This window comes from Candidatus Enterococcus wittei (assembly GCF_002140175.1).
In the GTDB taxonomy this organism is placed as follows: domain Bacteria; phylum Bacillota; class Bacilli; order Lactobacillales; family Enterococcaceae; genus Enterococcus_B; species Enterococcus_B wittei.
The window spans coordinates 1,160,404-1,174,163 of record NZ_NGMO01000001.1; the positions used below are offsets into that span (position 1 = coordinate 1,160,404).

Here is a 13,760-nt window from a genome sequence, read left to right on the forward strand (position 1 = left end):
TCATTGAAATTAACGGCTGATTTACTATATGTATGTTGTAAATAAAAAAACTCAAAAATGTCTTTCTTTTTATATAATATAATATGAAATCAAAAAATAAAACTCCATCGTTAATCAATATAATCGAAAGCTACTTACTGCCTATCAGTAAAAGCAACCAGTGATTTTTTCAGTTGCTTCGAGAGATGCCAAAAGAAATTCACTCGGAACTGCGCCAAATAAAAAAAGCTTTCATAAATAATACGAAAAAGAGATCTGTCTTGCTTTTTTAAAAGCTATTCAAATGCAAAACTAGAAACCCTACACTCACATAGTAAAACGAATCGCTTATAGTTATCATAATTTCTCGAATGGGTATTCACGAATATTTCTAATGCACGGCTTAAGCATTTACATCTAAAAACATCAAAGCTAGAAACTCTTATTAGCTTTGATGTTTTTAGATGGCACTATCATTCCGATTTGACTAAACAGTCGATCCTTCAGTGGCCCACATGAATCAGACTATTGCACATCGATCACTGTCTGATTTACACGTTGCCACACATACGTATCTGCCATTATCGGTCCATCATAGGTATTCATTAATCCCTCACTTGTTAACACATGTGAGCCTGTCGGATTCGATACTGTACCACCCGAACTTACATCGACATTTTGCCAATTTCCTGTATAAGAGGACGTAGTAGGAGCATCAGGAAGTCCGGCAATAGTTCCACCAATAAATATAAATTGTGGGCCTAATGTCAATTCAGACAAACTGCTTGTACCGCTAAACATACCACTCATATCTGTCACACGACTCGTGTCAAAATTCGTTACATCTAAACTTGTTAGACTGTACATATTGTAAAACATACGATACATATCCATCACTCGACTCGTGTCAAAGTTTGATACGTCTAAACTCTTTAAACTATTTGTGCCGCTAAACATATAACTCATACTCGTCACTCGACTCGTGTCAAAATTTGTTACATCTAAACTCGTTAAACTACTCATGTTGTAAAACATACGATACATATCCATTACTTGACTTGTGTCAAATTTTGATACATCTAAACTCATTAAACTGCTTGTGCCGTTAAACATATAACTCATATTCGTCACTTGACTCGTGTCAAAATTCGTTACATCTAAACTCGTTAAACTGCTCATGTTATAAAACATACGATACATATTCGTCACTTGCTTCGTATCAAGTTCTGATACATCTAAACTCATTAAATTGCTTGTGCCATTAAACATATTACTCATATTCGTCACTTGACTCGTATCAAAATTCGTCACATCTAAACTCGTTAAACTGCTCATGTTATAAAACATGCTAGACATATTCGTCACTTGACTTGTATCAAAATTTGTTACATCTAAACTTGTTAGACTGCTCATGTTGTAAAACATACTAGACATATCCGTCACTTGACTTGTATCAAAATTTGTTACATCTAAACTCGTTAAACTGCTTGTGCCGTTAAACATACCAGACATATCCGTCACTTGACTTGTATCAAGATTCGTTACATTCAAACTCGTTAAGTTAGTCATCCCATAAAACATCTCATGCAAACTTGTTGCCTGACTAGTATCTATAAAATACATTCCATTGATTTCTGTTACTGAATTGAGATTATAAAACAATCTATTTGATGCACGAGTTTGTAGTATCAAAGGCCCAGTAATCACAATTTTACTGATCTCTGTACGATAATTGGACCAAGGACCATTCGTAACCGTTGACGAAATTCCATCCCCAATAGTTAACGTACCATCATCTGTGATCTCCCACGATGCTGTACCAAAAGTTCCACTAGCAATCGCCCTCTCTTTTACTTTCTCAGAAGGGGCTGCTGTTGACCCTATAGAACTTGTTGCTGGCGTGGTCATTTCTGTACTTTTTGAAGGATCTGTTGATTGTCCTTTTTCCACATCTGTAGTTGAACTAATTGTTCCTTGTTCATCGTTTGAATCAATACTGTCTTTAGATGTACTGCCCTCTGCTTCAATTGGCCTTTCAGAACGATCAGAACCAATTGTGCCAACTTCACCCACTAATCCGCTATCGATAGGAGACCTTTCTTCATTATTAGATTGAATTTCTTGTATTTGACCAGTAACAGTTGTCTCTGCAAGTACTTGAGCAGAAACTGCCCCCGCTGGCGTTGCTAATAAAATGACGCTAAATAGCGATATCAATTTTTGTTTCATTGTTTTCCTCCATTTCCTATACATTCAAATATCTATTCCACAAACATCTTTTTATTCCCATATATACTATTTTTTATTTCGTTTTTCACATTCAGTAAGCTACTCACCTCTTAACTAAGCCTAACGGTTCTTAGAACTTGAAGTGAGAGCTTCTTAAGAAAAGAGTATACTTGATAGTGTATTAACTAACGGCAGTTCTACTTATTTAACAAGCTATCTCCGTAGTTCCTACGGTTCTTGTTTTTTTCAGCGTCAACTATAAATACTTAATCTCACAAAGTTATGACAGATTCCGTTTGCTCTTCCCTCTAACCATAATCATTGTTACACTCGCATACCCCGACTGCCCTCAAAACTTACAGTTCTGCTTATAGCGCTAACTCAATATTTTTTCAATTGAGCTCCTTCACATAGGAATGAAACCATCATACTTGGAATCAAGATAAATACCTCCTTATTTCTGTCAGCTTTTGAGTTGTCAACGGTTACCCGCAACCCAAAAGTCATTCATCCCCACCTATAGAGGAGAGCGATTTTTTCCAACATTTGTTAAACTTAAATTTTCAAACCGAAAATCTTGATAGCCGCTATTCGTATTTCCTGTTGGATCATTCGTTCGCCTGAACATGACATAAACATCCTTTCCGACGAAATTTCTCACATCGAACTCACCTTGCATGCCATATTTTAATCCCATTGCAACATCCAAGTACTCGTTTACGTCATCTCTCACAATACCCGGAGTCGCAACTCTTGCTAGTTCCTTACCTGTTTGACTATCCATTAAAAAGATATAACCATAGCGGTGATTCCCTGGACCTTGCCAACCTTTAACGGATAAAATACCAGGAACGGCTTCTTTCATCACTTCTAGTTTGGCTTGTTGTCCACCTGATTTTTGGATAGGGCTTTCAATAACCAAGTTATCATGTGATTTCTGGTTGTTTGTCGTATCATTAACTGACAACTGTTTGCTTTCTACTGTAGCGTACGCCAGCCATGCATTTCTATCTCCATAAAACATGTTTGCATCTAAGTTACCATTGTACCCAGGTAAATGCGTTTGACTATTGTATTGATAAATTGCTGGTGTTCCCCAGAATTTAACACTGGGAGCACTAGGTTGTTTGAATCCTTGTATGAGTTGATTTGTTCCGTAATTTGCATACCATAAACCATAATCACCATCTTTTACCATTTGCCAATTTTGTTTATTTAACATTCCTTCATACGTGTACAACATACCTTTATGCCCACCAGTCAATTCTTTCAAGTGATCCAAAAACATTCGGCACCAAGTAGGACTGTTTGCAGATATATTCTCTTCATAGTCCAAAAATAAGATTGATTCTCCAATATAACCTTTTACATTTTTAAAGAAAAACTCCGCTTCTGCGTGAGCATCCAAGTTTTTAGCATAATGATAGACACCAAGTAGCTTACTTGCTTTTTTCGCTAATTGATAACGACTATCACAATAAGGATTTACATATGATTTTCCTTCTGTTGCTTTGATGATTACAAAATCACTAGGAATTTTTGATAAATCAATGTTTCCTTGATAACTTGAGATATCTATTCCATTTAAATATTTACTCATATCCCTCCCCCTTACATATCTTATTAGTAAATCATTGATGAAAATGATTCTATATATTCCATCCATTGTGTAGCTTGAATTTTAAAAATTAGATAAAGGACAATATTTAAATATTAATTATTGAACTTCCTTCAAAAATGAAAGAACTATTCTTAACAAGAGAATATTTGTAATGTTACCCATAGTTTGGTAAATATCACTTTAGATAACCTTCCACAGTTATAAAAAAGCATCAAAGTTAGTAGTTTGTACTAACTTTGATGTTTATGAATGGCTCATCAGCCCAACTTGACAAAGGTCAAAACAAAATAGTTTTTCAATTTTACAAGATAACGGTATTGTATTATCTTTCTGTTTTAAAGAAGAGTAATATCAAGAACACATTGATCTCATGCAGTTTGAGATACTAAGGTCTGATTGAAAACATTAATTTCATATCAGTACTAGAGAAATTTCCATAAGTTAATCCCGAACCATTTGTTGTACTGGTAATCTTTAAATAGTTTCCAGGTCTTGTTACATTTTCAATTGCATATATAGCGTATCCATCATAGTCATATTGACCTGGTAACAATCTTGGGCGCCATTCTGACTTCAATTCATGTGTTATTGCAGTAACTGTATTCATTGTTTTTGGAAAATCACTATTGCTCTGTAAGACGTAATTTCTTGCGGCTTGAACTATACCACTAGGAGTATACGTATAAACTGAGTCTATCCTATATGAACCATTCGAATTTTTTCGGAATTCCCATTTTTGATTACTTCCACCGTTGTAGCTATACATAACAACTGCCTCAGTTGGTTCACTATCCATACCTTTGTATAATTCTAAATCCAATACTTTACTTGTGTCCTCACGAGCGCCTATAACAAAAGATCTTCCTAGAGACAAATCGAAATTGGGGGTAGCCTCTTCTTTAAATCGCCAAAGCTGATTGGTTCCTCCCGTTCGTTTATAAGCCGTAACTATACTTCCCACACTATCTACATTTAAGACCAGCCCGGTATGCACATTTTCAATCGTATAAATTCCCGATTGTCCTTCCACCAGTTTCCAATAGGAGGTTCCATATTGAAACGATGTGAGTGACATTACAAGGCGGCCATCCGTAGTATTACCAATATCCAGACATTGATTATCTTTCGCAAGGGAGATAATTTGATAGGCTCTTTTTGTAGTATCAAACTGGAATTTCCACTGCTGTTTTTTCCCTGCATCAAACTCCCAGGCAATGACAGGATTATAAGCATTATCTGTAAAATTAAGAACTTTTCTATCTGGATTCAATTCTGTATGCACGGTCAAAATTTTCCCATCATACTCACCAACAGGTTCCGTTGTTTCACTAATTTTCCACTCTTGTGCTAGGCTTCCGTTTTCTTTATACGTCTTAATTTTTGTGCCATTTGTAGTATTTTCATTATCTAGATCTAGTACTAAACCTGAAGCCTGGTTTTTTATTAAGTAATTCCCAGAATCAAGACGAAGAAGTTCCCAATACTTACCATAATCATACTCTTCAAATGACCCCGTCATATTCGCCATAACCATGGTGCCATCAGCATTACTTTTTATTACTTTTCCTGTAGCAACTGACTCAATTTGATAAGATCTCTCCGAACTATTATACTTAAATCTCCATAACTGATTATCTCCGCCATGAGAATCCCAAATGTGGATAACCTTACTCGGATCACTCGACAAATCAACTACTTTATTGGTATTTAGGGCACTACGTATCGTTAAAACTTGAGTATGAAAGCTTCCCAGATCCTGTTCGAAACCTCTACCATCAATATTTTCAGACATAATAATTATCCTTTCTATTGCTTTTTCAACATTGTATTTTTCTCTATCTCTATAATTTAGGGTTTTAATCTTCCTGTTTCAATTGGAGAATAAGTTTGAGAACTCCCGTTATTTTAATTCAATATAACTCATTAATTTTGAGATCATTCATTTAATAGATAGGTGAGGCTGTATATTCTCTCCCTTGAGCTTTGAAACTCGTACTCGAAAGGCTACCCTAGATTATCTATGGGTTAAATATTGACACGTACCTTTATTCCATTTCCTACACAAAGTAACGTCTTTTCAGTTGTATTTTCCCTACCAACCACCAATAAATTGTAGAAGAGCCGGAATCCATCGAAAGCCATATAAAAACAATTGAATAAGAAATCGAGTAAGTCCTGTCATTCTTACAATTCCTAGAACAGACCTTATAAATGACACGACTATCCTTAGCGAGATTAAAAATAGTTCACCATTTTTGTAATAATATAAAAGAATATTTTGTTTCTAAATTCACAACAAATACACCTTGATCCATTAACTAAAAATAGCCAATCCCCTGTGTATTTTGTTCAAAATTCCCCATTATTCCAACACTCATATCTCATTTAATTTCTACAACACCCTCTGTTTTTTGTAAACGTTTACAGAATAAATTTTAACACCTTTGTTATAATAAATCAAATAATACGTTATTTATTATGGAGTCAAAGATTTATTGAAAAACAGATTTATCCAAATTAGATTTTTAGACGACACTGGAACATCCACACAGATAATAGCGATGGTGGGAGCTGTTCGTTCTAGATCAATCTCAATAGCTAATTTATCAGTTATTGTAAATACCTGCTAACTAATTTCTGCCAAGCATCCCTCGGTAAAAAGCCCACTCTTCTTTCCCCCATCATGTTGGGTTTGTCTCGATACATGATGGAGGCAACTATGAACTACTTGATTAATATTGTGGCGTTAATTCTTGTCGATTGTGTATTCGACTATCCGATTTATTTTGACGGAGCTTATTACTTTCTTTAATACTCATGCTTACAAGATTCGAGAAAATTTGCCCAGATGTAAATTGTGTTGGTTTCGTTACTCCTTGTTCTTTTATATCAGTTCTAGTCATATTGCTGTTTTTTTGCGGGTTCGTGGCTAAATCCAAGTCGCTTCGCTTTAGTTTAGACTGTGTAGGTTCTGTAAATTCTTGTTTTTTTATCACAAATTTAGTTGTGCTGTTGCTGCTTATAATACCGTTAGTTATAAGATCTAAAAGTCCTTTGCTTACTGTGTCTTTTGTAGTTTCAGAAGTTTCTGTTCTTTTTATACTCTCTATATTTGTAGTTACTTCTTTTCTTGGTATCTCTGTACTTACATTGTCCATTGTTTTTGTTGTTTTTTTTTCTTTTTCGTTATTTAAGTGCAATGTTCTCTCAAAGCTTTGATAGTCATATATAAAAGCCTTTGCAAAAAATAGAAACATAAATTTCCTTTCCAAATTTAAGTTATCTGTACTTCTAGTGACACGAATAATCTCATCATAAGCTCTTCCTTCGATAAGATCTCTTAGGATGATTGTAGTGAATTCCGCATCCGTTAAGAGAAAATTAACAAGCAGTAATCGATCGTTGTACATTGCTTCTCTGACGACTTCTTTTGATAAGGTCGGTAAATTCAGCTCTTTAGCCAATTGCTTAACAAAATCGTCGAAAGGTTCAGAATATAATATTGTTGTAAAATTGTCGTTAATTATCTCTCTTTGCTGTTTTACACTAATTCTAAAACCTTTATCAGGTAAAGGATAGGTTACTATATCATGTGTATTTGAAACAAGATGTGTTATTTCATGTATGAACGTTATGTATGCAGACTGTGTTAGTTCACTACTTGGAATAAGCTTAGGATCAATATGGAAAGCATCCGCAAAAATAATGATTCGACATTCTGCATCACCTGGCACCACAAGTCCCCATGGGAGGAGTTTGTTAGATTGTGAAAGATATTTTTCTGATCCCACTTCTTGATGAATCAAATCTCCCGAGACGATCAAAATATTTTCGTAATCCCATAGCTTTGATTGTTTAAGGAAATTTTTGACCTTTTCTGATATCGACAAAAATCTTTTAATCGTTTCTTTTAAAATTTCTTCCTGATTATCAAGTCCTTCTAGTGAAAACAGTTTTGTCAAATATTGTCCTTCTTTCGTTTCTGAAAGAATTGCTTTACTCGATAAATTTTTAAATATCGCTATTCCTGTATCTAAATAATCCAATGCTTGAACAAGGTTTTCTTCTAGATCTTCCACAAACGATTTGAGAAAATCTGGCATTTTATTTACTTTAACTCCAGCAAATGTTCGAAAGTTAAAGTCAATAGGTAAACGCTCTTTAATTTGTGCTACAATAGCAGTTCTTATTTCATGATCGTTAGGATAAAAAGTAGGAGTGAGTTCTGAAACAAATTTAGATAACGGTGGAAGCTCAACGGTAGAATCTTCCACTCTTATAGAAGGGGGCTTTTTGTAGACTTCTGCTCCTCTGAGCTTATTCCATAAATCCCATTTTTCTTTTGAAGGAGGAATGTCATTCCACACATCCCCAGTTTGTTTACCAAATTTGAAACGATCAAAAGTTTCAGACGCTAATACCTTCCCAGATCCATTAGTTTGCGAACCTATTTCTTGTGAAGTATTTTTTGTCTCTTTTGAAGTACCTGATGTTCCGGGTGATTCTCCTTGTGAAACTCTTGACTAACCTTCATTTAGGTCACTTTCCCCCTTTGGCTTTCCTCTTTGATATGAAACTTTTGTTTCTGTCTCCGTTACTTTCATCTTTTCCAGACCTGTCTCAAAACGAAATTTGCCATTTTTTGCATCAAAACTCAAGACAGTCTTTAACTCATTGTAATCCTTTTTCATTAAATAATAACGATTCTCATTTTTTCCCAGTGCAATTAGCGGAATGTAATGATCGCTGATCTTGATATAGGATCTCCCAGACGTATCCCACATCATCCCTTTTCCATCGGGGGCAGAAAGTCCACTTGGGTTCTGTTGTGTTTCAAATTGATCCAACATGCTAGCGATTTCTTTTTCCACTTCTTTTGCCACGAAAGGAGACGTTGGTGCTTCAAAATACCATTCCATCCCATTAAAATTCACCGGTAAAATCTTTGCCGAATGATGGGCATAAACATCCAAGCGGATCCCATGTTCCTTGATGGCTGTCATGGTCACCTCAATCAGTTTTCCCTTCATCTGAATAAAGCGCTTCGTTTCTTCTCCTTCTTTTGCTACAGTTGTGATCTCTCCTGTGCCATAGGCCTGAGGATTCGGATTAACTTCTACGATAAATATCTGATTTTTATCTAGCTTCACCTCCAAGAAATTGATCAATTTTAGTTGTTCATTCGTAAAGGTGGCGGGTCTATAGACTTCTATACGATTACCTTTTTTCATAAATAAACCGCCAAATACCTCTGCAGTTCCTAAATTTGTCACTCGCATATACAAATGTTCGTTCACTTTTCTCACTGGAACTTCCAAGCCATTCCACTCGACCATCTCGATCGATTTTTCCCACCCTTCTTGCGCCTTATCCAGCGTTTCGACTCTTTCTAACAAATCTTTGATTTTTTTCCCTTCACGTAATTCATTTTTGTACTTCACTAAGTTCCGAACAATCAACCTTCCTCCTCCTATGAGGGTTTCAAACCCTGGATCAAGAGTTTGTGCAAAAGCTAGCACAAGTCTTCTAGTCTCAGCCGCTGTTGGGAGAAAACTCTTACTGCTTCTAATCACATTACGAATTCCCCCTCGAGCAAAGGCTCTAGCTACACCTAATGCAAACTTCATATTCAAGGAAGTGATTTGGCCTAATACCGGAATCATGAGTAAGGCATCAATCGTACACGAGACAACTGCTTCTCCAGTGTCTTGGTCAATGATCCCTGTTACACAATCATAAAATGGGATGAAATGCTTGATGGTATCCCAAGCTTTTTCGATATCCGCTTTATCGTTTCCCGAATCGTAGAGTTGGTCATACAGTTGGTCACTATGTTTACGACTCAATGTCTCAATCAACGATTCCATTTCTACCCCATGGGATAATTTCTTACTTCGATTCACACGGGCAGAGAACTGAAAGTATTTATCTCCTATACGAATCTTATTTCCTACTTGTCGATAGCCTTTTTCCCAAAGATCTTTCCGATTAAATAAACCATATTTGAGATAGGATAGGGGATCTTGATCGACTCGATAGAGGATATAGCCCCCTTCTTCATCCAGTCTCTTCAACGCATACCAACGTTCCTCCTTCCCATTAACAGCCACAAATAGGTCGGTTTTGTCTAGACTAAGCGTCGTATCCTCCCACGTCACTCGTCCTCTAAAATTAATCAGTAACATCCCACCTGTTCCCGGAGCCCCGCCTGTATAGTGAGTTTCATTTTTCAACTCGGCAAATCCCTCGTAAAGGGTAGTTGTTTTTGAGAAAATAAACGCTCGTTCTTTTTTATCAACTGCATTCAACGCAAATTCCATCAATTTTTTATCAAAGGGAAAATGCGCCTCTGAGACGTTTTTTGTCAATTTGATATACTCGTCTTCTAACTTAGGCGGGAACCAATCGATATCTCGACAAGGCCCCTCTAATCCTAAAAGATAATTTTGTTTCATGATATAAAGAGGCGCATGAGAACCTTTACTGCGACACTTCTCAGCGACATTTGTGGCTAACGCCTCTTTCCGACGCCATTGAAGAAAGGCTTCTTGATAGGCTTTATACAAACGATCGAGGAGTTCTTGATTGTCGACAATCTTATAATAGCCTTCTTGTTGATACCCAATGAAAGTACTGATAGCCACTTCTTTGTAGGTGCCCGTAGCCAATGCCTCACGTAACAAATCTGGTTCTAGTTGAGCGACCGCAAGTAAAGAAGGCAACAGGAGATGGCGGAATTCTTCATAGGTAGTGATTCCTTTTTCAAGGATCATTTTCCAGAAATGTTGCCCCATCAATCGACTGTCTTCTGGATTGAATGACTGAAGATAACCTCCCTCTTTTAAAATTTTCGCCCCAGTTAGTTGCATCAAAGAAGCATAATCAGAAATCAATAAGTGATCCGCTAAGCCACTACTGTCTAGAAAATAGTTGGGCAGCTCTTGTTGGAGTAAAAAGTTCCACAATTTATTAAAGCGTCTCTTCTGTTTTTGAGATAGAGTAGGAACATCTAGCTGAATTAATCCTTCTTTTTCCAAGTTTCTGACGGTAAATAAATCTCTCAAGCGCCCCATGGTAAATTGATCTACATCAGGAACTGACACCAGATTTTTGACCATGTAAGCCTCAATCGAACTTCCTAGTATCGTTTCAAACGCCCATTTCATGACCGTTAATTCGGCATCTTTGTTCGAGATTTTCTCCTCATTTTTTTCGTCATTAAATTTCAATGCTTTCAAGATCACTTTCGCCACAGGTTGAAGTTTTTCATAATCAAAGATCAATTGGTTGTTTTCTTCTTTTGTGATCCGTTTTCCCATAGTGACCAATAATTCTTCTTTGGTTGGCTGATCCGAGAGTAATTTCTTCTGTTGAAAAAAGGCTTCCACTTGTTTTCGTACATTGGGATCACGCCATTGAATGCCATCCGTTTCGACGATATTGTTTTTTTGTTTGTCTACACTTGTTGGTTGAGGGGTACTTGTTGATCGAGTGGTATTCATCTCTGTTGTTTGTTCTGGGGCTTCTGCTACAAGAGCTAAAGCTACAGGTTGATTGTCTTTCATTGTTTCATAGATCCATGATCCGACAGTCAGTCCCGCCTGTTCCTCTGAAATAACTGCCTCTTCTCCCATTTCTAGAATAATTTTTGCGATTTGTTTCACTTTCACCATATCCAACGTTGGTGGTGTCGCACCTTCAAGAAGCCCCCACTCACCGACTGTCTCCATTAGTTCTCTGTCATTAGATTCTTGACAGACAATTCCATTTTCCATGAAAAAATCAACTAGCTTTTTGCGGATGTTCTCTTTTTGTTCACTCGTCCATTCAAGTGGACTTAACTCTTTCTTTATCTCTTTAGCCACTGTCTTTGTCGGGTCAACCGCATTTTCCCGCAAAAAGGCTTGGATTTTTTCATTAATCTCTTGAGTGTTATCGATTTCTTCAGCTTGAGTCACATTTGATCCAAAAACTACAATAGGAGTTGACGTCGCATTGCTTGGACTGTCTGAGATAGTTGTCTCAGCGCCAACATGAATGGGCATTGCTTCAGCTCCTAAAAATTGAAGTCCCACCCATTGTTGGAGAAATCCATCCATCGATTCACAAAATTCCTCTGCCAGATGGATAAGATAAGTCAAAGTATTCTCTTCTTCCGGAGGCAATACAAGTGGACCTTCCGTTACTGTTTCTAGAATTATTTTTGAAGCTAGTTTTTGATGATTATTTTCTTGCTTCGCTTTCTTGGATTTTTTTTGCGAAGTTTTGAATAAGGATAGACTTTTCGTGGGATGGGTTCTCATTAGAGACTGTAGGTTCTTTTCTGATTGGTAATTAACGGAAACTTTTCCGCCATAATCTATCGAAAAAATTTGCAACAAAAAGTCAACAAATTGTGCCATTATCCCCACTTCGTTTAGTCGTCTATGTTCTTGGGCATAGCTCGTATTCTCGTATGGGTAAAAGAACCGACAAAATCGCTCAGCTAATCCATTCCAAAATGTTTCTGTCATTTGATTATGTATATTCGATTTGGGTACTGTTGTTGCATTATGTTTATTTTCAAAATTTGATCGAATGTTTTCACTTAATTTTCGAGCTATTTCTTCTGCAGAAAAATGCTGAAATCTATGACCAGTCGTATTGTTCAGATAAATTGAAGAAAGAGTGGAATTCTCACTTTCTTGTTTCATTCTTTGATTATTCTGTGCCTCAGCCCTACCGACTGCACCCTGACAAACCGTAGTAAAACTCGTTTGTTCCACACTTTCTCCTGTGACGATCCATGCGTTCACCTGATCTGTCCTTCTCGTGGTGTTACAACTCACTAATTCGGAGAGATCATGAACTTTTTGGTGAACAGTAAGAGTTAATTCATGTGCGATTTTCGCTACGTCGATGACCTCTTGTGTAGAGGATGGGGTCTTATGAAAGAAACTTTGATTGCCAAAAAGAGGACTGGCACTGATAAACGATGATGCGATTGATGTTGAAGGATGAGATATCGTATGGGCCGTATTCAAGAATAGTGGCGAGTATATTTGCACATTATTGATGGTAGAGGTTGAAACAAAGGAATGGATCCTAGTCTGATTACCCTCTTTTCTCACGTCGATCCATGTATTCACTTCAAAAGCTGGAGGAGTTTTTTTTACGACCATCTGTTGGTCGGGAAAATCTACTGGTGGAACCACATTACAGAGAGTGATAAATGAATACCACCAACCAAATGGGTACGTTATTCCTGCAGGTGTTAGGGTTTTCCCCGCCATATTGGAGATAGTGTTTAAAACTCTTTGGTCATCTCCCAATTTACTCTTGTCATTACGTTTGTTGTTTTCTTTACCGATTTGTTCTCTAAAAATAGCTTGTGGTATCCTTATTTTTTGTGGCATCTTTTTCACTCCCTCATTAAAATCGTACGGCTGATTTATTGCATGTATGCCGTAAAAACTCCAAAATGTCTTTCTCTTTATAGAATATAATATGAAAAAAAATACATTAAAAAATAAAACTTCTAGTTTACAGCTCTATACTTTTTTGATGTTGGTGGATTTCACTGGCAGTTTTTTAATTGAAAAAAAAGATAGAAAAGACTTCTTGAAATCTTTTAGAATTGATTTAGAAAACCTTTCATAAGAAGGATTCAAGCTGCCTTACACACAGATTATCACAGATTACCTTATTCTAGACCTAAATATCCAAAGTGAGGAAAATTGTTTAACGAAAGAAAAGTATAAAAGCCAAACTTGCTTGATCTACCGTGGAATGCTTCGCTTTTCACTAGAGAATGTGTTCATTGTCGCTGTGTCATCTCCACTTATCCATAGGTTTCTATCAAGGGATTAAAAAAGAACTATGGACTTTGAATCTTTTATAAATTAAAAAATACAAAATGAGATTCAATATGAGAAAGTATTACTCATAAAAT

At 36.4% G+C, this 13,760-nt stretch carries 6 protein-coding genes and 1 pseudogene; 1 reads left to right on the forward strand and 6 read right to left on the reverse strand.

Features of this window, described 5'->3' with window-relative positions; all coding sequences use genetic code 11:
• Positions 1–504: 504 nt before the first annotated feature.
• From A5844_RS04330 to A5844_RS04350, 6 genes are all read right to left on the reverse strand, one after another.
• A complete protein-coding gene (locus tag A5844_RS04330; protein WP_179190534.1) occupies positions 505–2,208 on the reverse strand; it encodes a BspA family leucine-rich repeat surface protein in 1,704 nt (567 codons plus the stop codon).
• A gap of 381 nt (positions 2,209–2,589) precedes the next feature.
• A complete protein-coding gene (locus tag A5844_RS14555) occupies positions 2,590–2,715 on the reverse strand; it encodes a hypothetical protein (RefSeq protein ID WP_256924517.1) in 126 nt (41 codons plus the stop codon).
• Between the two features lie 10 nt (positions 2,716–2,725).
• Entirely contained in the window at positions 2,726–3,808 is a 1,083-nt protein-coding gene (locus A5844_RS04335) for a GH25 family lysozyme (protein WP_179190535.1), read from the reverse strand.
• A gap of 406 nt (positions 3,809–4,214) precedes the next feature.
• Complete coding sequence (locus tag A5844_RS04340; RefSeq protein WP_086284043.1) at positions 4,215–5,621, reverse strand: RICIN domain-containing protein; 1,407 nt, start codon at positions 5,619–5,621, stop codon at positions 4,215–4,217.
• Positions 5,622–6,561: 940 nt separating this feature from the next.
• Positions 6,562–8,196, reverse strand: coding sequence for a hypothetical protein (locus tag A5844_RS04345; protein ID WP_086284044.1), 1,635 nt, complete (start codon positions 8,194–8,196; stop codon positions 6,562–6,564).
• A 156-nt stretch (positions 8,197–8,352) separates the two neighbouring features.
• Entirely contained in the window at positions 8,353–13,224 is a 4,872-nt protein-coding gene (locus tag A5844_RS04350) for a hypothetical protein (RefSeq protein WP_086284045.1), read from the reverse strand.
• Positions 13,225–13,480: 256 nt separating this feature from the next.
• Here A5844_RS04350 and A5844_RS14840 point away from each other — a divergent pair.
• Positions 13,481–13,644, forward strand: a pseudogene (locus A5844_RS14840) (ISL3 family transposase); the annotation flags it as partial.
• Positions 13,645–13,760: the final 116 nt, after the last annotated feature.